The organism is Nocardiopsis sp. EMB25, from assembly GCF_026797795.1.
GTDB classification, from domain to species: Bacteria; Actinomycetota; Actinomycetes; order Streptosporangiales; family Streptosporangiaceae; genus Nocardiopsis; species Nocardiopsis lucentensis.
The window spans coordinates 1,488,484-1,514,612 of the sequence record NZ_JAMTDN010000001.1 but is presented as its reverse complement, the minus strand read 5'-3'; the positions used below and the strand labels follow the sequence as shown (position 1 = coordinate 1,514,612).

Below are 26,129 nucleotides of genomic sequence, written 5' to 3'. Positions count from 1 at the left end.
ACCAATCGGTCCGCCGCGGTGCCCGGCCGTCACCGCGGCGGACCGGCGCGACACCGACGTCGCGATGGGCTCCGCCCCTGCTCCCCGCGAGCCCGTCACGGGCTGACGGTGGCCTCCGCCGCCCGCGCGTTGCGCTTCGCGGCGCCCCGGGCCACACGGCGCAGCACGGCGAAGTTGCTGTCGGCCGTGCGCGTGCTCCCGCGCAGTCCCCCGTAGGCGCCCGCGACGATGAACTCCTTGTACCGCGCGGCGACGCGCCCCCGGAGCACGAGTGAGCGGGGGCGGTCGTCGGCGGTGACGAACTGGATGATCCCGTCGCGGCGTCCCAGGCTCACGCACAGGTTGAGGTAGCCGAAGGGGGTCCGCTTCGGTTCGCGCCCGGCGACGCGGTCGAGGATGACCTCCGCGGCCGTCCATCCCATGGGCAGGCCCGTGGCGCAGGACATCCGCAGGACCCCGCCCCCGGGATCCGTTCCGTGCGCGGCGTCACCGACCACGTACACGTCGGGGTGGGAGACCGAGCGCTGGGTGATGTCCACCAGGGCACGGCCGTCATCGTCGACGGTGAGTCCGGCCGCGCGCCCCAGGGGGGAGACGGAGAAGCCGACGGTCCAGGCCACGAGTCCGGCGGGCACACGCGCGCCGTCGGCGAGGCGCACCCCGGTGGCGTCCACCTCGGCGACGTCGGTGTTCTCCCGGACGGTCACGCCGAGGCGGTCGAACACGCGCAGGACGTGGGCGCGCCCCTTCTCGTTGGTGCCGGGGGCGATCCGGCCCCGGGTGAGCAGGTCGACGCGGATGCCGGGGTGGCTCTCGGCGATCTCTGCCGCCAGTTCGACACCGGTGTGCCCTCCCCCGATCACGGCGAGGCGTTCGGGCCGGTCGGAGGCGATGCGGGCGGCGATGGCGCGCGCACCGTCGAGCGTGGCGCAGGTGAGCGCGTGCTCGGCGGCGCCGGGGACGGCGACGCGCCCCTCCGAGCTGCCCAGGGCGTGGACGAGGGTGTCGTAGGCAAGGGTGCGGACCGTCCCCCCGACCCGCACCGAGACCCGCCGCGCGTCGGGGTCGAGGGCCTCGACCCAGCCCACGACCAGGTCGATGTCCGTGCCCTCCAGCGACTCGGTCAGCGGGTGCACGCCGACGTCGCGTCCGGCGGCGACCTCGTGCAGGCGGACCCGTTCGACGAAGTCGGCGCTGGCGTTGACCAGGGTGACGCTGACCTCGAGTGCGCGTGTCCGTGCGTCGTGGGCGATCTTGCGCGCCGCCGCGAGCCCGGCGTATCCGGCTCCGAGTACCAGGATGTCGTGTGCCATGGGGTCTCTCCCGTCGGTTCCGTGGACCTTCACCCCTTCGGACGGGGCGGCGACGGCCGAACGTGACATGGCGGCGCGAGACGAGGATCACTCCGGGGTGGGCGACAGAGACAAGGACGTCCACATGGCGGGACGTGTGTTCCACATGGTGTCCACGGGTGGAAGATTCGCCAGTCAGCGCGGCACCCGTCGACGCACGGGGCCCGGAGCCGGCCCGGCCACGCGCCGCATCACGTGCCCGCTGACCAATAGCACCCGAAAGGTAGGCGTTCCGCCTCGTTTGGGTCGTGTGTGCGACGGGGTAGGCGGTCAGTGGGACCTTCGCCGTCACAGTCGGGGAGCCGCGCCTTCCGGCTCCGTCCGCCGAGGACGGCGGAGGAGGAGACGAAGGCAGCACCTCAGGGGGCTCGTGATGGATGGAACAAGCGCGGGCGGCGCGGGGGCCCGGGAGCGGGGGACGGCGACCACGTCGGCCTCCCCGCCCGGACAGCGTCAGAGCGACGACGTCATGGAGGGCAGTTCCCGGTTGGACGAGAAGTCCGAACTCCTCGCCGGAGCCGACCTCGCGGAGGGGAACGCCAAGGCCAGCTTCACCGTGCTGGAACGGGAGACCTGCCTCAACCTGCTGGCCGAGCACAGCGTCGGCCGGGTGGCCTTCACCATAGAGGGGGACGCCGCACCGACGATTCTGCCGGTGAACTACCTCATGACCAATGACACGATCGTGTTCCGGTCCACCCTGGCCGGAACGATCATGCGGCACGGACGGGGCTACGCCTCCTTCCAGGTCGACCAGTTCGACGAGGAGCGCCGTGAGGGGTGGAGCGTCCTGGTCTCGGGCCGCTGCCGGTGGATCCGCGATCCCGGAGAGCTCTCCCGGCTCCCGCAGGGCCGCATGCCCCAGCCGTGGGCGGCCGGTCCGCGCGACGAGGTCCTCAAGATCACCCCGGCCAGGGTGAGCGGTCGGCGGATCAGCCGGTCCTGAGGGCCGTCGCGGCCCGGTCGGCGCCGACCGGGCCGCGCGCCCACCGCGGGACGGGGCGGGCACGCTCCGACACACCCGCCCCCGTCCCGGCCTCGGCGGACGGGGAGGGAGTTCGGTTCGTCCCGTTTCGGGGTATCCGAGGCGTCATGGGAGTGCAAAGCCCGCCTCATCCCCGGTGTGTTCCCGTCGTACCGGCCGACCGTCCGGACACGATCGGGGCGTGCGCGAGCGATCCCGAGCGGCCCTCGGCCGCAGTCCCCGCAACCGATCCGTCCCGAGGCCGCCCGTGCTGAGCACGCGCGGCCGACGCGTCCTGTACGGCGCCGGAGCCGCCTTCTGCGCCGCCCTGTTCACCGTCTCCGGGGCGCAGCCCACCACACGGGGCGCCGTCGAGGCCTCCGCGGCCGTCCTCCCCCCGTCCGCGGCGCCCGCCACCCCCCTGCCGGAGGACGCGGGAGCCCCCACACTCCAGGTGCTCTCCTCCCGGCCCGACGCCGTCATGGGCGGCACCGCCCTGGTCCGGCTGGGCCTGCCGTCCGGAACCGCCCCGGACCGGGCCCGGCTGACGGTCGACGGCGAGGACGTCACCGACGCGCTCCGGGCGGTGTACCTGGACGGCGCCGGCCCGGCCCTGGAGGGGGTGGTCACCGGCCTGCCCGAGGGCGGGAGCACGCTGGTGGCGTCGCTGTCCGGGCTCCGGACGCGGCTCACGGTCACCAACCACCCGGCGCGGGGGCCGGTGTTCTCCGGCCCGCACGAGACACCGTTCGTGTGCGACACCGATTCCTTCGACCTGCACGGCGGAGGCACCCTCGGACCCGCCCTGGACGAGGACTGCTCCGCGCCGACCGTGGTTCGCCACATGTACCGCACCGCCGGGGGCGCGTGGGCGGCGATGCCCGACCCCGACCGCGTGCCCGACGACGCCGCCCGCACCACCACCTCCGCCGGCGCCGAGGTCCCCTACACCGTGCGGGTGGAGACCGGGACCGCCAACCGCGCGATCTACGAGACGGCCGTGCTGTTCACCCCCGGCGCCGACGGACCCGACCCCTGGCACGCGCCCGAGGGGTGGAACCGGCGCCTGGTCTACAAGTTCGGCGGCGGGTGCAAGGGCGGATGGTACGTACAGGGGTCGAAGACCGCGGGGGTCCTGGACGACGGCATGCTCTCCCGTGGATACGCGGTGGCTTCGGCCACGCTCAACGTGTTCGGGTTCAACTGCAACGACCTGCTGGCCGCCGAGACGATGTCGGCGGTCCGGGAGCGGTTCGTCCTGGCCCACGGCGCCCCCGACCTCACCCTGGGCTGGGGCTCCTCCGGCGGCGCCTACCAGTCCCACCAGATCGCCGACAACTACCCGGGCCTGCTGGACGGGGTGGTGGTGTCGCAGAGCTTCCCCGACGTGCTCACCTCACTGGTCCCGGCGGCCGCGGACGCGCTGCTGCTCGACACCTACGCCCGGGAGCACCCCGACGCCCTGACCCGCGACCAGCAGCTCGCGGTGTCGGGCTTCCCCTCGTGGCGGAGCATCGGACGCATGGCCCGGGAGGCGGTGCGGATCGACCCCCGGGGAACCTGTCGGGACCGGGTGCCCGACGAGCTCCTCTACCACCCCGAGGACAACCCCGGCGGCGCGCGGTGCGAGCTGTTCGCGCACACGGTCAACGTCTACGGCACCGACCCGGACACCGGTCGGCCCCGACGCCCGCTGGACAACGTCGGTGTGCAGTACGGGCTCGGAGCGCTGCTGGACGGGACCATCGACGTGGACGCGTTCCTGCACCTGAACGAGCACGTCGGCGGTATCGACGCCGACGGTCAGGTGGTGTCGGAGCGGACCGTGGCCGATCCGGGTGCGACCGCCGCCGCCTACCGGACCGGCCGCCTGCTCAACGGCGGCGGGGGCCTGGCGCGGATCCCGGTCGTGGACCACCGCACCTACCTCGACGACTCCCCGAACGGGGACGTGCACATGCGCTACCACTCGTTCGCCACCCGTGAGCGGCTGCGCGCGGCGAACGGCACCGCCGACAACCACGTGATGCTGGTGGAGGCGCGCGGGTCGGGCGGGTTCTCCGCGTCGGCGCCGGTGGCCGGCCGGGCGCTGGTCGAGCTGGACGCGTGGGCGACGGGGATCCTGGAACGGCGGGGGGAGCACCCGCGGGCCCCGGCCGCGGACCGGCTCCGCGCCGCGCGGCCGGAGTGGCTCACGGACTCGTGCTGGGTGGGGGACGCTCCGCGTCGGCGGGTGGTCGGCGAGCAGCTGCCGCTGGGGGACGGGAGCGGGGACACGTGCGCGGAGGCCTACCCGGTGCACTCCTCGCCGCGCATGGTGGCGGGGGCGCCGCCAGCCTCGGACGTGATCCGGTGCCGCCTGGTGCCCTTCGACGCCGACGCGCACCCGGCGGAGTTCACGAAGGAGCAGGCCGAGCGGGCGGAGCGGGTGTTCGCGGACGGGGTGTGCGACTGGTCGGCCCCCGGTGAGGGGCAACAGGGGCTGGCGGGGACCTGGTTGCGGTTCTGACCCGATCCCGGGGTGCGGCAGGGCCGAAACCGGGGGCGTGGAGCGAGGACGAACCTCGCACATCCGCCGATGTACGCGATTCCCGACAGCGTTTCCGGGGAGAGCGTCGCGGAGTTCCCCCGAAACGCCCCGAACCCGTGTTCGCCCCACTACGGTGGGTCCCGAAAAGATTCGAGCCCGGTCGGTGCTACCAACACCGGTCCCGGGCTCTGACCATCCCTCCTGAATCAGCCAGGAAGGCGGCTGCCGTGCAGTCTACTGTCCTCCACCCCTACCTCGAGGCCGAAACCCCGGATCCAGTCGACTCTTTCGCGCGCGGTCCCCGCAGGCGCGAGAAGGGCGCGATGAAGGGGGTCGGGTTCATCCCGGTCCTGTGGGTCGCCCGGGCCCTGCGCGAGAGCCTGCTGCCCTGTTCCCGGACGGTCCCGGTCGCCCTGGCCATCGCCGACGCCGTGGACGCCGACGGACGGTGGTGCTTCCTGAGCCACGAGACCATCGTGCGCCGTTGCGGCGGCACCGTGAGCCGGTCCACGGTCGAGCGCGCCCTGGACGACCTCGCCGACGCCGGTCTCATCCGGCGACTGGCCCGTTCCCAGGTGCGCGACTTCTTCGCCCGGGACGTGGCGGACGGCGTCCGACAGGCCGACCGCCTCCCCGAGGTCCTGGAGCTGCTGATCCCCGCCAGCGTCTTCGCCGAACCGACGCTGGCGGAGATCAACGAGGTCCGCGCCGGGTTGGACGAGGAACCCCTCGACGCGGCCACCCGCCCCTACCCACGTGTGGGAACGACACCTCAGATTGAGGGGGCGCCCGTTCGATCTGACGTCCGCGACACGTCAGATCGACGTGCAGACCCTTCCCCCACACACCCTTACCCCAGCGACCCTTCTCCGTCCGTCCGGACGCGCGAGCCCGAGGAAGCGGCACCCGAGCCACCGGACGGGATGCCCGACACCCCGGCGGGACCGCTGATCGCACGCATCCCGGACACGGCGCTGCTCAGCCCCCGCGCCGACCGCGCCGCGCTGGTGCGGGCCGCGCGCAGGGTGGTCGACGAGGGACTGGAGCCCCGCGAACTCACCGCCGTGCTGCGTGACGCGGCCACCGCGCGCCGCCCCTTCCCCGCGCTGATGCGCCGCCTGCGCGGTCCGGAGGACGCACGCGCCTACCTCGACGGACGCCTGGGCGCGGGCGTGGCCCGGACGGCGGTGCCGCCCCCGGTGGTCCCCCGTCCGCGTTCGGCCTTCGACGAGCCCGCGGACCCCTTCGCCCGGCCGCCGGAGTTCTCGGTGGACGCGGCCGGGACCGCACCCCGCACCTGCCCGGACCACCCCGCGATCCGCAACGCCCCCGGAGGGACCTGCCGGGTGTGCGACCGCCCCTGCCGGACTGTCCCGGGCGAGCTGATGCACCCGCCCGCGCCGCCGAAGCCTCCACCGGCGGCGCCGGAGCCGCCGGTGGAGGACGTGGCCGTCGACCCCGTGTTGCTGGAACGGATGCGCGCCTCCCTCGACGAGGGCCGAAAATGCACGACGACCGTGCCTCCGAGCCCGTCGGCCCTGCCCTCCCCCGCCCGCCGAAAGGCCGTCTCGGACGTGCGCCGCCTCCTCGCCGATCTGCGCCCCGGCGGATGAGAGGCCCCGGTCCGCCGACGGCACCGCGGAGGCCCGCCAGGCACGGTCGGAGGAGTCCGTGAAAGGGAGGGAACGCGCCCGTCGCCCCGCACCGCCCCGGGCAAGCGGCGACCGGAGGAGCGACACGGCCGGGAGGGCTGCGGGGACTGGTCGGATCGGGCGGCCCTACCCCTGGAGGTCGCCGATACCGCGGCTGATGCGGGCACAGGCCAGCGCGCCCGCCACCACACCGACCGCGACGAGGACGGAGGAGGCCTGAAGGGCGGTGCCGGTGTCCCCCGCCACCGCGGCCCTGAGCATGGCCAGCGCCCAGTAACCGGGAGAGAGCGGCGCGGTGGCCTGCGCCCAGGCGGGCATCATGGAGATCGGCACCAGGGCCCCTCCCAAGGCGCTCACCACCAGGGCGCCGACGTCGCAGATGGCCGCGAGTTCGCCGTGACCGCGCACGACACCGGCCAATGCGACGCCGATGGCCAAAAGCACGAAGGACCACACGCAGACCGCGAACAGGATCAGCGGAAGGGGACCGGTGACGGGCATCCCCACGACCCGGGATCCGAAGAGCAGGAGCAGCGCCTGTTGGACGACCAACAGCACGAAGACGGGGAGCGCCTTGCCGACGAGCATCTCGACGATCGACACGGGGGTCGCCCGCAGCCGGTTCCAGGTGCGCCACGTGCGTTCGGTCAGCAGGGCGGTGCCCACGACCGACAGGGAGAGCACGGAGAACATCACCAGCATGCCGATGACGGCCTGGGCCTCGCCGTCCTCCGGCAGCGCCGCCCGGTGGAGCGGGCTGAAGACGAGCATGAGCACCATCGGCATGACCAGGTAACTGATCAGGTGGCCGGGGTCGCGTAGCCGCAGCGTGGTGTTGTGGCGGATCAGCAGTGCCAGTCGGTGGACGGAGTCAGTCCGCATGGGCCACCGCCTGGTAGAGGTCGTCGAGGGTGGGCTGGCGCAGGTCCACGGAACGGACGGGCCTGGTCGCGCCGACCAGCATCTCGGCCAGGGTGGTGGTGGGGTCGGTGGTGGAGACGCGCACCTCCTCGTCGTCGAAGGCCAGGCGCACCTCGCCGGGAATCCGGTCGAGCAGTTCCGAGGCCTCACCTCGTGCGATGGTCCGCCCCTGCCGGGCGACGGCGATGCTGGCCCCCAGTTCGGTGAGTTCGGGGAGGTAGTGGGTGGTGTAGACGACCGCCGCTCCCTCCTCGGCGCGGGCTCGCACCACCTCCAGGAGGGACTGGCGGGTCTGGGGGTCCACCCCCGCGGTGGGTTCGTCCAGGAGCAGGAGGGCGGGGCGGTGGATCATGGCCGCCGCGGCCTGCACACGGCGCTGTTGGCCCCCGGAGAGGACACCCACCCTCCGGTCGAGGAAGTCCGTGAGCCGGAGGAGTTCGGCGATCTCGTCGATCGCCCGGGTGAGGCCCCGTCGGCGAAGACCGTGCAGGCCCCCGAACAGGCGCAGGGTCTGGCGGGGGGTGACGGTCGGATACACGGCGAGGTGCTGGGGGGCCAATCCCAGGAGGCGGCGGGCGGCGCGCGGCGCCCTTCCGTTGACCAGTACCTTCCCGCTGTCCGGGCGCAACAGCCCCGAGACGACGTTGGCGAACGTGGTCTTTCCCGCCCCGTTGTGCCCGACGAGTCCGACGATCTCACCGGGCCGGGCGACCAGGGTGAACCCGTCCAGGGCGTTGACGGAACCGAACCTCTTCACCAGGTCCAACGCTTCGAGCATGTTTCGTCCCATGCTTTCTGTGCGGTGTACAGAACGGACTATACGGTGTACATTAAGACCATGGAAAAGATTAAGCAAGAACGGCGGGAGGAAATTCTCTCCGTCGCTCTGCGCCTCTCGGAGGAGCAGGGGCTGGCCGCCGTGTCGATGCGGGCCATCGGGGCGGGGGTCGGTCTGACGCCCATGGCCCTGTACGGGTACTTCGAGAGCAAGGACGCCCTCTTGGACGGCCTCGTGGGCCGCGTCCTGCGGGAGGTGCCCCGCCCCGACCCCGGGCTGGACTGGCGGGAACGGCTGCTGGTGTGCGCGCGGGGGGCCAGGGCCGTGGCGCACCGGTATCCCCGGACGTTCCCTCTCCTGCTGACCAGGCCGGTGGTGCTCGCGGAGGCGATGCGCGTCGTGGACCCCCTCTACGCGGCGCTGTCGGAGGCCGGGATCGCCGACGGCGAGGTGGCCGGATGGGAGCGCATGTTCAGCACCTTCGTACTGGGTTTCGCGGTCTCGGAGGTCAGCGGTCGCTTCGGGGAGGGGAACCTGGGCACCCGCGAGCGCCGAGAACAGCTGGAGCCCGGCGAACTGCCCGCGCACCATCGGCTCGGGGAGGCACTGGACCGCGCCGTCGACTGGGACGCGGAGTTCGAGAAGGGACTGCGCAGGCTGGTGGAGATGGTCGAGGAGGAGAGCCGACGGCCCTCCGGCCACTGATCCCCCTCGGAACACGGACGAACAGCCCTGCCGTCTGGGGCGTGCGCTCCCTCGGTGACCGGATCCGCCCGTGGGTACCGTGTGGCCCGTGGCGCTGTCCGCGGTCGGCGGGCTACTCCTGCTCTGGCCGCTCGCCGTCGCCGCCCTCGCCCGGGCCCGGCCGCGCGAGGCGCGGCTGCTGCCCGGCCACCTCGCACTGCCCGTCGACCCGGTACCGGACTTCATCCCCGTACTCGGACACGCTGACGACGCCATCGCGGTCGCCGCCGTGCTCCGTCTGGTCGGCCCGCCCTTCGCTCAGGACCGTTGGTCCTCCGACCGGTGTCGTCCCGGCTGCCCGTCGAACACGTCCTCGAAAGGTCGCGAAGACACCAGAGAAAGCCGTTGCCGACATGACGCGACACGGTCCACCACCCAGGACCGAACGGCCCCGCTGTCGCGCACCATGCCCAGGACTTCTCGCGCCGTCCGCTGGACCCCACGCATCCAAGGGGCGATGGGATCCTCCTCCAGGACCGCCGCGAACCGTTCCCGGGCCACGGCGGTGTCACCGACGAGCGCCGCCGCGACACCGGCGTTCCACGGCTCCCGGAGATGCCCCCGCCTGACCGGCTGAGCCGCCATGAGCTCCGCCGCCGACCCAGGATCGGGGAACCTGCGCCGGAACTCCTCCATCCGTCCTCGGGCGAGAAGAGCCAGATCCTCTGCGACTGGCGCGAACTGCTCGTCGTCGCGGTAGTCCGCGGTTCCACGCAGTCGCTCACTGACGTTGAAGGCGAAGTGGTCGAGGTCCTGCCACAGCCACATCGCTCCGACGTGCGGGCCACCGCCCTCGCTCCACCGGGGGGAGGGGAACTCCACGAGCCCCAGCCACCATCCGTGGTCGTCCAACCACAACCGGGACCGGCCGCGCTGGCGGAGGCCGAGGGGACGCAGCCGGGCCCGAACCGCCGCGGCCACCAGCCGTGACGCCGAGGAGACGGAGCCATGACGAGATTCTCCCTCAGAGGGCCGGGTGCCGGTCCAGGACGCGACGCCCCGGGACACGGCCGGGTATCGCACCGGACGACTCCGGGCTGCGGGATCGGTCCGGTGGAGGGCATCCCCGTTCCGACTCCTCTGACCCTCCCGGCCCGGAAGGGAGGGCTCCGCGGTGCCCGGCCCCTCTCACGCCCCCGCCCGCAGGGGCGGTGCCAGGGGACAGTACTCTCCGGCCAGTCGGCAGGCGGCGGCCAGTCCCGCGACGACGGCCGCGACGATCACGGTGACGAGGCCGAACGGAGCGGGAAGCTCCTGGGTGAGCACGAAGACGCCCATGACCAGCACGAAGCCACCGAAACCCTTCCGGAGAACGGGTTCGGGCACCCGGGAGGTCAGGAGCGCGCCGACGAACGACCCCGCGACGGCGGCGACCGTGACGGTGGCGACCAGCGTCCAGTCCAGGCTCACCGTCGTCAGGTATCCGGCGAGCCCGGCGAAGGACTTCATGGCGATCACCAGCAGCGAGGTCCCCACCGCGACCGGCATGGCGAGTCCGCCCAGCAGTGCCAGGGCGGGCACGACCAGGAAGCCGCCTCCGGCGCCGACGAGACCGGTGACCGCCCCGACGGCCAGACCGTCCAGGACGATCCGCTTCAGGGGCAGGTCCCCGCCGCGGTGTTCCCCGCCCCCGGCTCGGGATCCCTTCCTTCCGCGAAGCATGGCCACGGCGGTGGCGACCATCATGAGGGCGAAGGCGATCATCAGGAGGGTGCCGGGGATGTGTCCTCCCGCCAGACCGCCCAGGAAGGCGCCCGCCATGCCCGCCGCCCCGAAGACCAGTCCGGTGCGCCACCGGACGTTCCCCCGACGGGCATGGGTGAACGTGCTGATCAGCGAAGTGGTACCGACGACGAACAGGGACGCGGCGATGGCCTCCTTGGGGCCCATGCCCGCGACGTAGGTCAGCAGCGGGACCATCAGGATGGAACCGCCGCCTCCGAGCAGTCCGAGCGTGAGACCCACCACCACGGCGAGCGCCGCGACCAGGATCATCTGGAACTCCATGCTTCACTTCTTTCGTGGTTCGGACCTGCGGGTTCGACCGGGCGACGGTCCGTCCCGGTCCGGGCGGTACCGCTCCCGAAGGGGCGCTGTGCCCCGGATGTGGTCGGAGCGGTCCTGACGGTGCCCCGGGGCGGGGCGGCGCCCGTCGCGCGGAACAGGGCGCGTCCGGTCGGGCGCCGCCCCCGGTCGGCGGGGTCAGCCGGCGGCGGTCCCGGCCCGCGTGCCCTGGCTCTGGCGCCAGGCGGCCCAGCCCGCGTAGCTGCCGTCGAGCTCGACGACGTCGTATCCGGCGCGGCGCAGGGCGCTGGCCGCGACGGAGTTGCGGGCACCGCCCTGGCAGTAGCTCACGATGGTGCCGTCGGCGGGCAGCTCGTCGAGGTGCCACAGGACCCGGCCCGCGCTGAGCTGGCGGGAACCGGGGATGTGCCCCGCGGCGTGCTCGGTCCTGTTGCGCACGTCCAGGACGAGTGCGGCGCCGGAGTCCTCCAGCTCGGCCGGGGAGATGAGCGGCGGCACGGTCGTCGGCAGGCCCTCCAGGCTGGTGGTGTAGCCGACGACGTGGTCGATGCCGACGCGCAGCAGGTGGTCGCGCACCGCCCGGGCGGTGTCCCCGTCGGGTGCCAGGAGCACCAGGGGACGGCTCTCGGCCTCGGGGTCGTAGGCCCAGGCGCCGAAGCTGGCGGCCTTGGCCGGGCCGGGGATGTTCAGCGCCCCGGGCACGGTGCCCCCGTGCACCTCGGTGTGCGGCCTGGTGTCGACGAAGACGGTCTCGTCCTCGCGCAGGGATCCGCCGACCTCACCGGTGGCGAGTTCGGGCGGCGCGGCCAGGGGGCCCAGGACCCTGGGTCCCTCCTTGTTCTGGCGCTTCATCCGGGCGAAGTAGGCGTGGGCGTCGGGCTGCCCGTCGAGCAGCTCGTCGATGAAGCCCCTCTCGTCGCCGTCGCGCAGGTACGGCGCCCACCAGGCGTTGAGGCGCTCGTATCCGACCGTGGTGGCCGGGAGCGCGCCGAGCGCCTTGCCGCACGCGCTGCCGGAGCCGTGCCCGGGGTAGACCTGGACGTGGTCGGGCAGCGTCAGGAAGGCGTCGCGGAGGCTGGCGAACAGCAGTCGCGCGCCCTCGTACCGGGTGTCCACCCCTCCCGCGGCCTCGTCGAGCAGGTCGGGGCGGCCCAGGTCCCCCGCGAAGACGAAGTCGCCGGAGAGCATGTAGCCCGGGTGTTCGCTGAACGCTCCGTCGGTGACCAGGAAGGACAGGTGCTCCGGGGTGTGGCCGGGCGTGTGGCGGGCCCGGACCGTGATGTTGCCGATGGTGATGGCGTCACCGTCCAGGAGACGCTCGGCGTCGAAGCCGTACTGCCAGTCCTCGCCTCCCTCACCGGAGACGTACACCGTGGCGCCCGTCGCCGCGGCGAGTTCCCGGGTGCCGGAGAGGTAGTCGGCGTGGATGTGGGTCTCGGTCACGGCCACGATCCGCATGCCGTGCGCGCGTGCCAGGTCGAGGTATTCGCCGATGTCGCGGCGGGCGTCGACCACGACGGCCTCTCCCCTGGCCTGGCAGCCGACGAAGTAGCTGGCCTGGGCGAGGTCGTCATCGTAGATGCGTTCCAGCAGCATGACATCTCCTTGTGGTTGGTACTGCTGCATACTCCGGGGAGTATCCGTTGGACGGACTGGGGCGAGGGTCGTGGGCTCCGCGGGACGCCGCCGCCGGTCAGGTCCGGCGCACGTTCACCGGCGGACGCGGGCGCCGCCGGTCAGCGGCGGACGCCGATCCGTTCGAGGGAACCCTCGATGTCGACGTGGTTGCGGGGCTGGTTGTAGGGCAGGCGGGCCAGGGCCATGCCCATGGCGCAGGTGTCGGTGATCGCGGCGAAGGTCAGCCCGGCACCGATGACCCCGGCGACCGCCACGGCCGGCGGCCACAGCAGGGAGGCGAGCACGGAGGTCAGGACGACGCCTCCGGCGACCAGACGGACCTGGCGCTCCAGGGACCACCGTTCCCGTCCGCGTACGACGGGAGCGCCCTGGGCCTCCCAGGCGTTCATGCCGCCGTTCATCACCACCGTGTCCCGCAGGCCGGCGGCGGCCAGCTTGTCCTGGCACTGGCGGGCCCGGTTACCGGACTGGCAGACGAGGACGAGGCGCCCGCCGGCGTCGGTGACGATGCGCTCCAGGTGCGCGTCCACGCGCTGGAGCGGAAGGTTGACCGCGCCGGGGATGTGGGAGCTCTCGTACTCGGCGGGAGTCCGCACGTCCACCAGCAGGGCGTCGGGGTCGGCCTCGACCATGCTGCGCACGGCGTGCACGTCGATGGTGTTGTCGGTCATGGTTCTCCTCGAAGGTGCTGTCGAACCCCGGCCCTTGGTACACCGGGGGGTATCCAGAAAACACACGGAACCCTGGACGCGGGAAGGGAACGGGCGGCGGCCGGCCTCCCCCGCCGTGGCGTCCGCGAGCCTCCACCACACTGGGGGGAGTATCCGAAAGCCATGGATGGACTTGTACCGAACTCCGCACGAGATCGGCCGAGGGCGGAGCGTGAGACACTCCGGGGACACGGGCGGGCCCGCGAAACCCTAGGCCAGGGCCAGGAACAGCTTCTCCAGCTCGGCCTCGGTGAGTTCGGGCTCCTGACCGGCCTCGCGGGCGGCGTTGCAGTGCCGCATACCGCTGGCGACGATCTTGAACCCGGCCCGGTCGAGAGCGCGGGAGACGGCCGCCAACTGCTGCAGGACCGCGGTGCAGTCCTCACCCTCCTCGATCATCGAGATCACTCCGGAGAGCTGCCCCTGGGCGCGCTTGAGCCTGGTGAGGGCGTCACCCACCATTTCGGGTTTCATCTGTGTCCTTTCACCGCTTGGATGTAAGCATACCCCCCGGTGTATCCATCTCGCCAGTCGCGTGGATCACACCGGCCGTACGGCCGCGAAGGACGGTCCGGCCGCCGCGCGCGGCTGAAGGTCCTCGAAGGCCTCCTCCCCGGGGCGCCAGACCATCCAACGGCGGTCGGCGAAGCCGCTGAGCATCGCGATCTCCGGCCCGACGAGGTCGTTCTCGGCGGGGTGGAGCCGGATCGCACCGCTCGCGAAGTCGAGCCCGAGCCCGATGCCGGTCGCCTCGTGGGTGGCGGTCACCCTCCGCTCGACGAGTGTGGGCAGCGCGTCGGACCATCCTGGCTCCGCGGGGGTGAACCACCGCCCCTCCAGCGCCACGTCCGGGAGGACGTCGCAGGTGAGCAGGGGTTCGTCGCGGGACGCCTCACTGTCGAACCACAGCTGGACGTAGTCCAGGACGAACTGCGCCGAGTACAGGCGGCAGCCGACGAGGCGGCCCAGGAGCGCGTTGGGTTCGTACACCACGGCCAGGACCATAGCAGCGGCGAGGGCCGGGGGCCGCGTGACCGCCGTTCACGCTACCCGAGGCAGCCGTACGGCCTCGGTCTCGCCGTCGGTCAGTACTCGGCGGGCCGGTGCAGGACGAACAGTCCGCTGTGCAGGGGCCGGCCCCGGCGCTGGTCGTCGGTGGCCACGAACTCGTCCAGGACGGCGACGATGCGCCGGTCGAGCTCCGCCACGTCCTCGTCGGACAGGTGCAGGGCGAACCGGGAGAACGTGCGCACCGACTCCGGACCGGCCTCGCCCAGCTCCTCCTGGAAGGCGGCCAGGGGCGCCGCGGCGGGAGGGGATTCGGACTCGCCCCCGACGCCGGTGAAGGAGAGCCACCAGGTCTCACCCGTGGACCGGTAGGGCTTCTCCAGCGCACCGCTGGCGCCGGTGCGCACGGGCGCGGCGACGAGCAGGCCCGCGTCGACGAGCTGGCGCACGTGGTAGAGCACCGTGCCCGGCGTGGTGTCGAGCCGGTCGGCGATCTCCTTGTTGGTGAGCTCGCGGTGCAGGCACAGCCGCAGGATGCGCACGCGCAGCGGATGCGCCAGGGCCTTGGCCTCGCGGACGGTCGCCGGACGCCGCCGCCTTCCGGCGGGGTCCGCCTCGTGCCCGTCCTCCAGCTCACCCATGGCGACAGCCTAACGAACGCGCGGGCGGCCGCGAACGCCAGCCCGGAAGGCGATTGAATTTTCTCGATCGATCAGTGATTCTCAACCTATGACCGATGACACCCCCCTTCGGCCCGACGTCTCCTCTCCCGACACCGGGTCCCGGCCTCTGGGCACCCGCTTCGGTTTCCTGCTGACCTCGTCCTCGCTGTCCAACCTGGCCGACGGCGTGCTCAAGGTCGGCCTGCCGCTGGCCGCCCTGGCCCACACCGACTCCCCCACGCTCGTCGCGGGCGTCACCATCGCGCTGAGCCTCCCGTGGCTGCTGCTGGCCCTGCCCGCCGGGGCGCTCGCCGACCGCGTCGACCGGCGCGCGGCAATGCTCGGCGCCAACGTCGCGCGCGCGGCGCTCCTGAGCCTGCTGGCCGTACTGTTGTCCGTGGACGCCGGTTCGATCTGGGTGCTGTACGCCGTGGCGTTCTGCGTCGGAGCCGCCGAGACCGTCCACGACACCGCCGCGCAGTCGATCCTGCCCCAGGTGGTCCCGCGCGACCGGCTCTCCCGCGCCAACGGGCGCCTGCACGCGGTCGAACTGACCGCGAACCAGTTCGCGGGCCCTCCCCTGGGCGGGCTGCTGGTGGCGCTGGGCGCCGTGGCGGCCTTCGCGGCGCCCGCCGCGCTGTGGCTGGCGGCCGTGGGCGCGCTGCTGCTGGTGCGGGGGCGGTTCCGGGTCGGGCGCGCCACCCGCACGAGCCTGCGCGCCGACATCACCGAGGGGCTGCGGTTCCTGTGGCGGCACCGGCTGCTGCGCACGTTCGCGGTCCTGGTCGGCTCCTCCAACCTGGCCACCAGCGCGACCTTCGCGATCCTGGTGCTGTTCGCGGTGGGGCCGGGCTCCCCGATGGGGCTGTCCGAGCCCGGCTACGGCCTCCTACTGACCAGCACGGCGGCGGGAAGCCTGCTCGGCGCGCTGACCGCCGATCGCGTCGAAGGCGTGCTCGGCCGGGCCTGGGCGCTGCGGCTGTCGGTCCTGGGGTTCGGCGTCCTGCTCGGCGTTCCCGCGCTGAGCGCGAACCCCCTCGTGATCGGGGCGGGGTTCGTCGTGGGGGGTGTGAGCATCGCGGTGTGGAACGTCATCACGGTGTCGCTGCGCCAGCGCGTCACCCCCGACCCCCTGCTCGGCCGCGTCAACAGTGCCTACCGGCTCATGGCGTGGGGGACGATGCCCCTGGGCGCGGCCCTGGGCGGCGTGCTCGCCGAACTCCTGGGCCTGCGCGCGGTGTTCGCGCTCATGGCCCTGGTGGCCCTCGCGCCCCTCGCGGTCCTCGCCCGCGTGGACGAGGCCGCCCTGTCCGGGGCCGGCGGGGAGGCGGTCAACGGCTGACCGCCGAACGCGCCCACCACCAGGCGGCCCCGGCCAGCAGGGCGCCCGCCACGGTCCCGCACGGCGCGGCGAGCGCCACGGGGGCCAGGCCGTAGGCGGGCAGGGCGGCCAGCGGCCACACCACCGGCAGCGGAAGCAGGAACCACACCCAGGGCGGGGGAAGGACCCACGCCGCCACGGGCACCAGGACGAAGAGCACTCCCACGCCCTTGAGCACGACCAGGGCGCGCATCCGGTCCCGCGCGACGGCCGTGACCGCCAGCGCGAGGGCCGCCGCCAGGAGTCCGGCGACGGCAACCGCGGCGACCATCGACCACGTGTCGCCGTCGGCCAGTCCGCTGAGCGGCAGGGTGAGCGCGAGCTGCACCGCGGTGAGCCCGGCGGCGGCCACCGCCCGGCAGGTGAGATAGGTACCGGCCCCGAGCGGGGAGGCGGACCACAGGGCCAGCGTGCCCCGCTCCCGGTCCTCCACGGCCCGCAGCGCCACCACCGAACCGGCCATCATCGGCACGTGCAGCAGGACCAGCGCCGCCAACAGCACCGGCCGCCACGACGCCACGTCGACACCGGCCAGGACCGGGGTGTCCGCCACCAGGGGCAGGCCCGCGCGCAGGCCCAGGGCCACCACGACCGGGCCGGCCACGAGCGCCCAGACCATGCCGTCGGTGGCCGCGTCCCGCAGGTCGACCCGGGCCAGGATCCGCACCGGGGCTCCCTCCGCCCGGGGAACGCGTGTCCGACGCGGCCCCCGTACACGGGTCCACGGTGGCCGGTCCCCCTCAGCCGTTCGCGCCCGCACCAGTGCCCGGCGCGCCCACACGCAGGCGCCCGCGGTCGCGACGACGGCGACCGCCGCCAGCGCCGCGACCGCCGTGCCCGGCAGCGGCACGGCTGAGGGGTCCAGTCCCCAGCGCACCACCGTGTGGGCGGCCGTGGTCGGCACGGCGTACCAGGCCGGGTGTCCCGCGATCCCCGACGCCACCAGCAGGGGTGGCGCCAGGAGCGGGCCCAGGCAGAGGGGGACGGAGACCATCAGGTCGGCCAGGCCCCGCGCCGACGCGCACGCGGCCACCGACACCGCGCACAGCAGTGTCGCGAGCAGGGCCGTGCCCACGACGGCCACGGCGACACCGGTCACTCCGTCGACGGGGCGCGCGGCGACCGCGATCGGCGTCGCGGCCACGGAGCCGAGCACGGTGAACACGACCAGTCGGGCGGCCAGGTACTCCCCCGCGCCCAAGGGGCTCGCCGCCAGTGCCGCCCACGCCCCGCTCGTGCGCTCACCGAGCATGAGGACGGCGACGAACAGCACTCCGAACCCGGCGGTGTCCAGGAACAGCAGCAGTCCCGCGACCGGGCGGGCGGGTCCCTCCGGAAGCGCGAGCACGACCAGGGCCCACACCAGTGCCAGGGCCAGTGCCGTGAGCGCCGTGCCCCGCCGGGTGTGGATGCGCCTCTCCAGGTCCAGCGCGGTCAGAACGGAGCTCGGCGGGACGCTCACGGCTCCCGTCCGATCCGGCGGCCGGTGACGCGCGCGAAGACGTCGTCGAGTGTGGCCTCACGGCTGTGCACGGTCTCCACGTGGGATCCGGTGATCCCGAGCGGCTCCGCCAGGGTGTCCATCGGGAGTTCCGCGCGTTCCAGGTGTCCGTTCCTGCGGAATTCCACGACCACGCCCGGCCTCCCGTGGGCGAGCCGCAGCCGCCGGGGGCTGTCCACCGCGACGACGCGCCCGTCGACGACGAAGGCGATCCGGTCGCAGACGCGTTCGGCGGTGAGCATGTCGTGGGTGGTGACCACGACCGTGCTCCCCCGGCGGGCGCGGTCCCTCAGGATCTGGCGGACGTGTTCGGCCCGGACCGGGTCCAGTCCGCTGGTGGGCTCGTCCACCAGGAGCAGTTCGGGTCGGTTGACCAGGGCTCGGGCCAGGTTGAGGCGGACGAGCATGCCCTTGGAGAAGTCCGCGGTCCTGCGGTCGGCGGCGTCGGTCAGGTCCAGCAGGTCCAGGAGCGTGCCCGGGTCCTCCGTGGGGCCGCGGTGCAGGCCCGCGAAGACGGCGAGGTTCTCCCGGGCGGTCAGGGCGGGAAGGTGGGCGGGGAGTTCGAAGCCGACGCCGATCCGCTCGAAGAAGTCCCGGTCACGGCCCCGGCCCACGGGGGCGCCGAGCACACTGACGGTTCCCCCGAAGCGACGGATCCGCCGGGTGAGGACGCGGTGGACGGTGGACTTGCCGGCCCCGGAGGGTCCCAGGAGGCCGAAGACCTCACCCCGTTCGACGGTGAAGTCCATGCCGTCCACGGCCGGGGCGCGAGCGCCGCGGTAGCGGACGGTGAGGCCGCGCACGTCGATCGCGCTCACGGCTGCCGCCTTTCCGCCCGGGTCAGGGCGTGGGAGGGCGCAGGGCCGCGAGGGCTTCGTCGACCATGCTCGGAAGGGCTTCGGTGGGGCCGTCCTCGGCCCAGGTGGTGACCGTGGTGGTGAGCACGGCCGTGCAGGCCGCCGCGACGGCGCGGGTCGCCAGGGGGATCCGGTCGGAGTCCGCCCCGTGCAGCACCCGTTCCAGGAGCCGTTGGGTGGTGGCCTGGTTCTCCCAGACGCGGGCACGCAGGCTCGGCGCCGAGAGCATCAGCAGGGTGCGTTCGCGGGCGACCGCCAACGCGGCCGTGTCGAGGTGGGTGAAGGCCTCGGCGATGCCCAGACGGACGCGTTCGACCGGGTCGGTCTCGGTCCTGGCGGAGACGTGGCGGGCGATCAGCGGGTCGTAGTCGTCGCCGAGGACGACGTCCTCCTTGGTCGGGAAGTACCGGAAGAACGTGGTGTGGGAGACGCCGGCGGCCGCGGCGACGCGCTCCACGGTGACCTGGTCGTAGCCGTGTCTGGCGAACAGGTCGAGCGCCGCCTCCTGGATCGCCGCGCGGGTGCGCGCCCGCTTGTCCGCCCGCCAGTCCGCCACTCCGACCTCCTGATGTTAGTTACTAACATGTTAGTGGCTAACATTCTGAGTGGGCAAGGGACGGAACACCCGGTGCGTTCACGTCGCCGACCTGACGCCGCGTCCCCGCGAGGACTCACGGCCCCGGCGCGCTCAGCCGGACGAGTTCCAGTGCCCCGCCAGGTCCCTGTAGAGGGGGGAGTCGCGCAACAGGGACTCGTGGGTGCCGAACGCCGTGCCCGCGCCGTCCAGGACGAGGATCCGGTCGGCCCGAAGCGCCGACGACAGCCGGTGCGCGATGACGATCAGCGTCGTGCCCGGCCGGTTCGCCAACGCCTCCTCCGCGTGCTCCTCGGCGGCCGGATCCAGGTGGCAGGTCGACTCGTCCAGGATGAGCAGCGGCGCCGGGGACACGTAGGCCCGGACCAGGCAGAGCGCCTGCCGCTCCCCGGCGGAGAGCGCCCCGGGATCCACGTCGGCCCCCAGACCGCCCAGGCGGTCCACCAACGGCCCGAGGCGCAGAGCCGTCACGGCCCGGGTGATGCGGTCGTCGCCGGCGCCGGGATCCAACTGGGCGAGGTTCTCCCGGACCGAACCGGCGAAGACGTACCCCTGTTGGGGGAGGAGCACCCGCATCCGGGCCAGCTCCTGGGGGGAGTGTCCGACGACCGGTCGACCCGCCAGACGCACGGCGCCCTCGTCGGGCGGGTGCATTCCGGCGAGCACGTGCGCCAGCGTCGACTTGCCGATTCCGCTCGGGCCGACGACCGCGACGCGCTCGCCCTCCCCGACCGTGAGGCCGAACCCCTCCACCAGGGGGCGTGTCCCGGCCCCGTAGGACACCCGAACCCCGCGGCACCACACAGCCGGGGCGGCTCCCCTCCCTGGGGCGGGGACGGGGTCGGGGTCGGCGCACGGTCCGGGACCACCGGCCTGCGCGACCCGGGCCCCGCCCCCGTCGGCGCCGTCCGCCTCCGAGGACACGAAGCGGTCGAGGACCACCACGAGGCGACTGCCCGCGGCTCCCAGCGCGGTCATCATCGTCTGGAGCGCGGGCAGCAGTGACTGCACCAGGTAGGCCAGGGCGCCCATGAGCGCTCCCGTGGTGACGCCCTGGTCGCGCAGCCAGGGCGTGGCCACGAGCAGCAGCACGACGGGCAGCTGCCCGGCCACGCCCAGTGCCAGCGTCCTCGCGGCCGTCCAGCGGGCCAGGGACCGCGTCGACGCGGCGGCCTCGTCGATCAGCTCCCGCGCCCCGTCGGCCGCGGCGTCGGTCGTCCCGCAGGCCACCAGGTCGCGCAGTCCGACCCGCAGCGCCCCCGCCCGTTCGGTGAACTCCTCGTCGGCGTCGAGGAACCGGCGTTGCGCCGCGGCCATCGGGACGAGCGTGAGGAGGAAGAGCACCAGACCGAGCAGCATCGGCGGCACCACGACCAGGAGCAGCTGGGGAGCCAGGGTGAGCATTCCCGCGAGTGCTCCGACCGCCGTGAACAGGAAGGACCGGACGGTCAGCACCAGGCCGGCGAAGCTGTCGCGGGCGATCTCCGTCTGCTGGGTGAGCCTCGAGACCGCGGCACGCTGGGCCTCCGCGGCCCTGGCGGGGTCGGCCACGGCCCGGTTCAGGGCCTGCCCGACGGCGCGCCGCACCAGCCCGTCCCGTAGCGGTTCCACCAGCCCGGACAACTGGCCGAAGACACCGCGCAGCGCGGGACCGGCCAGGAGGACCGAACTCGCGGCGACGACCAACCACACCAGGCCCGAGGCGGGACGCCCCGCCAGGAACCCCTGGTCCAGCGCACGGGCCAGGCAGATCCCGACGAGGAAGGTCTGCGCGGACTCCAGCAGCGACCAGGCTCCCAGCCGCAGCAGCGCCCCCCGGTGGCGCCCCAGGAAGGGGAAGGCGTGCGGCATCAGTGCGCGCAGCGCTCCCCGGCGCCGCGTGGAACGCCGCCGGGGATTCGGGTCGCGTGCCCGCCCACGGAGGTCCTCAGGACTCGGAGCGGACGATCCGACCGCCCCGGCCGTGTCCACCGCCGCCCCGGGCCTCACCGCTCCCCCCTGGCTCCGGAGACGTCCGCGTGCCCGAAGACCGCGCGGTAGTCGGGGTCCCGCCACAGCTCGGCGTGCCCGCGGACGGCCCGGACACGACCGCCGTCCAGCCACACCACCAGGTCAGCGCGCGCCGCGGTGGAGAGCCGGTGCGCGATGACGACCCGCGTGCCGGGACGGACCTCACGCGCCAGCGCCCGGTCCACCTGCCGTTCGGTCGCCGTGTCGAGACTGGAGGTGGCGTCGTCCAGGATCATCAGCCGGCCCGCGTGGGCGAACGCCCGCGCCAGTCCCAGCCGTTGCAGCTCCCCGCCGGAGAGCGGTGCCTCGTCCAGGGGTGTGTGGTATCCCCGGGGGAGCGCCCGGACGAAGCCGTCGGCTCCGGCCGCCCGGGCCGCCGCCCGTACCCGGTCTCCGGAGACGGTCTCGGCTCCGGCGGCGATCGCGTCCTCGACGGTGGCGCCCCGGAGCGACGGCCGTTCGAACGCGTACCCCACCTCGCGGCGCAGCACGTCGGCCGCCACGGCGTCGAGCGGCACACCGTCCAGGCGGACCTCGCCCTCGTCGGGGTCGGTGAGCCGTCCGGCGACGGCGCCCAGTGTCGACTTGCCGGAGCCCGACCGGCCCACGACGGCCACCGTCCCACCGCCGGGCACGCACAGGTCGACCCCGCGCAGCACCCACGCTCCGTCGCGGCGCACTCCGACCCCGCGCAGCTCCAGTGTTCCGGGCCCTCCCGGGGGCAGGTCCTCTCGTCCGTGGGTCAGCGGGGGAACCGCCAGGAGTTCGTTCACGCGTCGGGCCGCCGCCCGTCCCCGGACCAGAGCACCGAGCGGACCCGTGACCGACCCCAGTCCAGCCGCGAGCGCGGCGTACCGGGACACCGCCAACAGGTCGCCGACGCTGATCCGCCCGTCCGCCAGTCCGAGTCCGCCGACCGCCAGCACGGCCGTGATGAGCAGGGGCAAGAGCACTCCGCTGCGTGCTGTCGCGGAACCGTGCACCGACCACATGCGTCGACCCTCGACACCGAGCTCGCCCAGGGGGCGCAGTACGCGGGAGCGCTCGGCGTCCACCGTCCCGGCCGCGGCGATGGCCCGCGCGCCGCCCAGGGCGTCCGTCAACCGTGTCGCGATCGCGGACTGCACCCGCTGGTACCGGGAGACGCTGTCGGAGGAGTGGCGGGCGAAGGACCGCAGCAGCAGGACCAGGAGGGGAAGCCCCAGGACGAAGGCCGTCCCCGTCCACGGGTCGATCAGGAACAGAGCGACCAGGGCTCCGATGGGGGCCAGGACCGCCGCGACCGTCTGAGCCGCCCCGGCGGGGGCGGCCCCGGCCTCCGTGGCCTGGACGGAGAGTCGGGTGGCCGCGTCGCCGGGGGAGAAACGGTTCACGTCGTGGGGCGCCGCGGCCACCAGCCGCCGGACCGCCCGCAGCCGAAGCCAGGCGGTGGACCGCGCGCCGACCGTCCCCGCCAGCAGGGCGACGGTCGCGTCCAACGTGACCTCGGCGACGGTCAGGGCCACGGCCGCCAAAAGCGCGCGTCCGGCGTCGGGATGGCCGTCCAGGAGCAGGTCGAGGGTGCGTCCGAGCACGGCGGGCAGTGCGAGGGAGGCGGCCGCCGCCGCTGCGGCGCACAACAGGATCGCCACCGTGCGTCCGGCGCTCGCCCGGGTCACCCGGGTGAGAAGGGCGTCCGCGGACCGTGCGACGTCGTTGTCCGTCGTACCGGCACGCGGGCGGGTGAACACCATCCGGTGGCCTTCCTGCGCGGCTCGTGGGGGAGCCCGGCCGCGCCGGTCGGCGCGGCCGGGCCGTCAGGGGGTCCGTTCGTCGGACCCGACACCGTGGGGCCGGGAACCCGGCCCCACGGCCAGGTCACGCCGCGCTCATCCGCGGCGGACCTCTAGCAGGTGGTGAGGCTCAGGCTGCTGTCGCCGCACAGCGTGAGGCTGGCGGTGCTGGTGCCGGCGACCTCGCCGTGCACCTCGTCCTTCACGGTCTCCAGGGACTGCAGGTCGAGGAGGGTCATGGCTGATATCCTTTCCTTGGAATCTCTCTACTTCTTCTCTTCATTTGTTCCGGACCATGGCAGTGGCCGGTTCTGGGTCCGCCGCAGCGGAGGAAGGAAGGGCAGCTGAGCGGGCTGTTCGCGCTGCGCCGAGGCGAGCGCGAGGAGACAGCCCGCGGTGCCCGTGGAAAGGTCGTTGGAGAGCCGCATCAACTGCTCGCCGGGGAAGGCCAGGTGGCCCCGGTAGCGCATGGCGTACCGGGACAGGGCGTCGATCTGGCGGCGAACGTCCGCGGACCCGACCCCGGGGGCGGTCGTCCGGCTCAGGTACAGGACCATGCCCGCCAGCCCGCGGAAGAGGCCGGACTGGGCGTAGAAACCCGCCCGCGCGGCCCGGACGATCTCGGGTCGGGCCCGCTCGAACGCCTCGTCCGGGCGGTGCTCCAGGTAGTCGTCCAGCACGATCCCGACGCCGACGCTGCCCGCGCCGAGATAGGGCATCGTCCGCCACCCCTCGTCCACCTGGAGGGTGCCGAAGGCACTGGTGACACAGCGGTCCAGGTCGGCCTGGAGCGCCCGTCGGGCCAGGTCGAGCAGGGCGCCGTCACCGGTGCGCTCGTACAGCCGCGTGCAGAGCAGGGCCACGCCCGCGCCCCCGTACAGCAGTCCGGCGCGGCGCCGCTCGGGCGGGGCCTCCAGGAAGCCGTACGCGGCCAGCTCCGCGCAGCGCAGCGCCCCCGAGCGCAGGTCCGTCTCCCCCGTGTCGGCGGCCAGGGAGTCCAGGGCCAGCCCGAGTCCGGCGGTCCCACCGTGCAGCCCGGGGCCGATCCCCTCCCACGGCTGCGCCAGGAGCAGCTCGGCCAGCGCCAGGGCGGGCTCCCGGTGACCGAGGCGGTTCAGGGTCCAGGCCAGGCCCGAGAGACCGTCGTAGAAGCCCAGCGGGGTGCCTGACGCAGGTTCCTTGCTGTGCCGCAGCAGCCATTCCTCGGCGTCGGGGCACCGCGCGGCGCCGCTCTCGGTGAGGGCGTAGAGCACCCCGGCCGCACCATAGCCGAAGGAGAGGCCGCCGCCCGGCGCGGAGAACTGGGCGATGTCGCCGGGGAAGTAGCGGTCGTCCCGGTCGGGGGTGGCCGAGGCGAGGACGGCGGCGACCATCGAGTCCCGGCTGCGCGGCCACTCCCCCGGCTCGACCGGCGGGTAGGGGTCGTGCTCGCCGGCGGCCGACGCGCCCGCCCCCGCGGGGGCCGCCTCCGCGGGGCGTCCGCCGTTCGGATCGCGCAGGATCTCCGCCACCCCGAGCTCCAGGAACTCCCGGGCTTCGGGGAAGACGCGCGCGGCCTCCTCGGCCAGGTGCCGGGCCTTGTCCCGGTCCACGGCGAGCAGGTTGGTCAGGGGGAGGAAGAGGGCGAGGCGCAGGCAGGCCAGGGCGTACCGGTCCACGTCGAAGCCCCGGTGACCGCGCGGGGCGACGAACCCCGGGTTGGCGACCGTCTGACGGCCGTCCTCGTCGGCGTCGCGTGCGGCCTCGAAGTCCAGCAGCGTCACCGAGGACTCGTCCTCGGCGACCATGATGTTGAACAGGTGCAGGTCGTTGAAGACGATGCCGCGCCCGTGCACCGCTTCGACGGCCTCCTCCACCAGGCCGTGCAGACGCATCGCCCACCGGGCGTACTCCCGCAGTCCCTCCGGGGGCGGGTCGGCCTCGACCATCGGGTGCCGGTGCGCGAAGAAGGAGTTCAACGGCCTGCCGTGGACGTACTCCATCACCAGGAAGTGGTGGTCGCCCAGGGTGAAGGCGTCCTTGACCTCGGGGGTGCAGGCCAGGCCGGAGAGCCGTTCCAGGGCCGTGCGCTCCCGTTCCAGGCGGCGCACCGCGTCGGCGCCGTCGGAGGCCAGACCGGCGTGCGGGCGGGCCTCCTTGAGTACGACGGTCTCACCGGTGCGCCGGTCCCGCCCGGCGTAGACCCCGCCGCCGTTGGAGAAGTGCAGGGCCCGCTCGATGTCGTACGGCAGTCCGGTGACGTCGACGGCGGCGCGCGCCTCCAGGTGCGGGCGCAGGAAGTCGGGGACGGACACCCACTCCGGTGTCTGGAAGACCGGTCCGCGCCGGTCGGGCACGAGCACGCCGTCGGCGTCCTCCAGGGCGGGCACCGGCTCGCCGTGCTCGTCGTAGCAGTGCCGCCTGGTGAAACTCCCGTAGCGCAGATACACCGGGCCCGCGTTCCAGCGCAGGTCGCTGAGGATGTAGGGGCCGGGTTCACCGCCCACGAGCGTGTCCAGACCGGCCGCGATCGAGGCGCACTCGCCGTCGTCGGCCGGGTAGACCGTGACGAACTTCCCGCTGCTTCCGCGGTCGGCGTACTTGGCGTTCCGGTTGTGCAGCAGGTAGCGGGTGGGGACGAACTTGAAGGCGATCCCCCGCGCCACGCAGAAGTCCCAGACCCGGGCCAGCACCGAGTCCGCGTTGTCCAGGCAGGCGGAGACGTGGATCTTCCACCCCTGGTCCGGGAGTCGGTGCTCGACGGGGCGCAGCGCCAGCCAGTCGCCCACGCGGTGGCTCTGCCATCCTTCGGGCGCCGGCCGCTCGGCCGCCTCGAAGGCCCGGTCGCGTTCGCCGACCGCCCCGGAGGCGCCGGAGCCCGACCACAGGCGGTGGGGCGTGTCGTAGAAGTGGCGGTCGGCGTCGCAGAACACACCGTACCCCTTGATCACACGGACTCCCTCACGCCTGTCTCGGTCAGCGACATTCCAGATAGTGACATAGGGGTTATCTCTGAGTCCATACCTTTACATGCACTTTTTTCGGGCGAA

Annotated in this window: 23 protein-coding genes; 6 read left to right on the top strand and 17 right to left on the bottom strand. The window is 73.6% G+C overall.

Annotated features, from left to right (window positions below):
• Window positions 1–95 precede the first annotated feature (95 nt).
• On the bottom strand, window positions 96–1,313 hold the full coding sequence (locus tag KIK06_RS06570; protein WP_268642403.1) for an NAD(P)/FAD-dependent oxidoreductase: 1,218 nt from the start codon (window positions 1,311–1,313) through the stop codon (window positions 96–98).
• A 412-nt stretch (window positions 1,314–1,725) separates the two neighbouring features.
• Between KIK06_RS06570 and KIK06_RS06565 the strand changes: the two genes are divergently transcribed.
• From KIK06_RS06565 to KIK06_RS06555, 3 genes are all read left to right on the top strand, one after another.
• A complete protein-coding gene (locus KIK06_RS06565) occupies window positions 1,726–2,298 on the top strand; it encodes a pyridoxamine 5'-phosphate oxidase family protein (RefSeq protein WP_026127444.1) in 573 nt (190 codons plus the stop codon).
• 220 nt (window positions 2,299–2,518) lie between these two features.
• On the top strand, window positions 2,519–4,825 hold the full coding sequence (locus KIK06_RS06560; protein WP_268642402.1) for a DUF6351 family protein: 2,307 nt from the start codon (window positions 2,519–2,521) through the stop codon (window positions 4,823–4,825).
• Between the two features lie 248 nt (window positions 4,826–5,073).
• Complete coding sequence (locus tag KIK06_RS06555) at window positions 5,074–6,459, top strand: hypothetical protein (protein ID WP_268642400.1); 1,386 nt, start codon at window positions 5,074–5,076, stop codon at window positions 6,457–6,459.
• Between the two features lie 165 nt (window positions 6,460–6,624).
• On the opposite strand, the gene KIK06_RS06550 is transcribed toward KIK06_RS06555, so the two are convergent.
• Window positions 6,625–7,380 carry an ABC transporter permease gene (locus KIK06_RS06550; protein ID WP_017597738.1) on the bottom strand — a complete coding sequence of 252 codons (756 nt, stop codon included), beginning with the start codon at window positions 7,378–7,380 and terminating at the stop codon, window positions 6,625–6,627.
• A complete protein-coding gene (locus KIK06_RS06545; RefSeq protein ID WP_268642397.1) occupies window positions 7,370–8,197 on the bottom strand; it encodes an ABC transporter ATP-binding protein in 828 nt (275 codons plus the stop codon). The genes KIK06_RS06550 and KIK06_RS06545 overlap by 11 nt, the downstream gene beginning before the upstream one ends.
• 60 nt (window positions 8,198–8,257) lie before the next feature.
• Here KIK06_RS06545 and KIK06_RS06540 point away from each other — a divergent pair, with 60 nt between their 5' ends.
• Window positions 8,258–8,902 (top strand): TetR/AcrR family transcriptional regulator, encoded by a 645-nt coding sequence (locus KIK06_RS06540; RefSeq protein WP_268642395.1) that lies wholly within the window; start codon window positions 8,258–8,260, stop codon window positions 8,900–8,902.
• A gap of 112 nt (window positions 8,903–9,014) precedes the next feature.
• Here KIK06_RS06540 and KIK06_RS06535 read toward each other — a convergent pair whose 3' ends face one another.
• On the bottom strand, window positions 9,015–9,143 hold the full coding sequence (locus KIK06_RS06535; RefSeq protein WP_268642394.1) for a hypothetical protein: 129 nt from the start codon (window positions 9,141–9,143) through the stop codon (window positions 9,015–9,017).
• On the opposite strand from KIK06_RS06535, the gene KIK06_RS29330 reads away from it, so the two are divergent.
• Window positions 9,099–9,518: a DUF1232 domain-containing protein gene (locus tag KIK06_RS29330; RefSeq protein ID WP_442789819.1), complete on the top strand. Its 420-nt coding sequence runs from the start codon at window positions 9,099–9,101 to the stop codon at window positions 9,516–9,518. The two genes, KIK06_RS06535 and KIK06_RS29330, sit on opposite strands and share 45 nt — an antisense overlap.
• 551 nt (window positions 9,519–10,069) lie before the next feature.
• On the opposite strand, the gene KIK06_RS06525 is transcribed toward KIK06_RS29330, so the two are convergent.
• From KIK06_RS06525 to KIK06_RS06500, 6 genes are all read right to left on the bottom strand, one after another.
• Window positions 10,070–10,948 (bottom strand): sulfite exporter TauE/SafE family protein, encoded by an 879-nt coding sequence (locus tag KIK06_RS06525; RefSeq protein WP_268642392.1) that lies wholly within the window; start codon window positions 10,946–10,948, stop codon window positions 10,070–10,072.
• Between the two features lie 195 nt (window positions 10,949–11,143).
• A complete protein-coding gene (locus KIK06_RS06520; protein WP_268642391.1) occupies window positions 11,144–12,562 on the bottom strand; it encodes an MBL fold metallo-hydrolase in 1,419 nt (472 codons plus the stop codon).
• A gap of 140 nt (window positions 12,563–12,702) precedes the next feature.
• Window positions 12,703–13,275, bottom strand: a complete 573-nt coding sequence (locus KIK06_RS06515) for a rhodanese-like domain-containing protein (RefSeq protein ID WP_268642389.1) — start codon at window positions 13,273–13,275, stop codon at window positions 12,703–12,705.
• A 249-nt stretch (window positions 13,276–13,524) separates the two neighbouring features.
• Window positions 13,525–13,776: a metal-sensitive transcriptional regulator gene (locus tag KIK06_RS06510; protein WP_268645868.1), complete on the bottom strand. Its 252-nt coding sequence runs from the start codon at window positions 13,774–13,776 to the stop codon at window positions 13,525–13,527.
• A 78-nt stretch (window positions 13,777–13,854) separates the two neighbouring features.
• A complete protein-coding gene (locus KIK06_RS06505) occupies window positions 13,855–14,307 on the bottom strand; it encodes a hypothetical protein (RefSeq protein WP_268642387.1) in 453 nt (150 codons plus the stop codon).
• A 92-nt stretch (window positions 14,308–14,399) separates the two neighbouring features.
• Window positions 14,400–14,963, bottom strand: coding sequence for an ArsR/SmtB family transcription factor (locus tag KIK06_RS06500; RefSeq protein ID WP_268642385.1), 564 nt, complete (start codon window positions 14,961–14,963; stop codon window positions 14,400–14,402).
• 88 nt (window positions 14,964–15,051) lie between these two features.
• Between KIK06_RS06500 and KIK06_RS06495 the strand changes: the two genes are divergently transcribed.
• Window positions 15,052–16,326, top strand: coding sequence for an MFS transporter (locus KIK06_RS06495; protein ID WP_268642383.1), 1,275 nt, complete (start codon window positions 15,052–15,054; stop codon window positions 16,324–16,326).
• Here KIK06_RS06495 and KIK06_RS06490 read toward each other — a convergent pair.
• The 7 genes from KIK06_RS06490 to lanKC all read right to left on the bottom strand — a co-directional run bounded on the left by KIK06_RS06490 (window position 16,316) and on the right by lanKC (window position 26,030).
• Window positions 16,316–17,827 (bottom strand): hypothetical protein, encoded by a 1,512-nt coding sequence (locus tag KIK06_RS06490; RefSeq protein WP_268642381.1) that lies wholly within the window; start codon window positions 17,825–17,827, stop codon window positions 16,316–16,318. The two genes, KIK06_RS06495 and KIK06_RS06490, sit on opposite strands and share 11 nt — an antisense overlap.
• Window positions 17,824–18,684 carry an ABC transporter ATP-binding protein gene (locus tag KIK06_RS06485; RefSeq protein ID WP_268642380.1) on the bottom strand — a complete coding sequence of 287 codons (861 nt, stop codon included), beginning with the start codon at window positions 18,682–18,684 and terminating at the stop codon, window positions 17,824–17,826. Before KIK06_RS06485 ends, KIK06_RS06490 begins: the two co-directional genes overlap by 4 nt.
• A 22-nt stretch (window positions 18,685–18,706) precedes the next feature.
• The gene (locus KIK06_RS06480; protein ID WP_268642378.1) at window positions 18,707–19,279 is read right to left on the bottom strand and encodes a TetR family transcriptional regulator; all 573 of its coding nucleotides are present in this window, start codon (window positions 19,277–19,279) and stop codon (window positions 18,707–18,709) included.
• 132 nt (window positions 19,280–19,411) lie between these two features.
• Entirely contained in the window at window positions 19,412–21,169 is a 1,758-nt protein-coding gene (locus tag KIK06_RS06475) for an ATP-binding cassette domain-containing protein (protein ID WP_268642377.1), read from the bottom strand.
• 134 nt (window positions 21,170–21,303) lie between these two features.
• Window positions 21,304–23,061: an ABC transporter ATP-binding protein gene (locus tag KIK06_RS06470; protein WP_268642375.1), complete on the bottom strand. Its 1,758-nt coding sequence runs from the start codon at window positions 23,059–23,061 to the stop codon at window positions 21,304–21,306.
• Window positions 23,062–23,213: 152 nt separating this feature from the next.
• On the bottom strand, window positions 23,214–23,339 hold the full coding sequence (locus KIK06_RS06465) for a SapB/AmfS family lanthipeptide (RefSeq protein WP_017597754.1): 126 nt from the start codon (window positions 23,337–23,339) through the stop codon (window positions 23,214–23,216).
• A 27-nt stretch (window positions 23,340–23,366) separates the two neighbouring features.
• A complete protein-coding gene (gene lanKC / locus KIK06_RS06460) occupies window positions 23,367–26,030 on the bottom strand; it encodes a class III lanthionine synthetase LanKC (RefSeq protein ID WP_268642374.1) in 2,664 nt (887 codons plus the stop codon).
• Window positions 26,031–26,129: the final 99 nt, after the last annotated feature.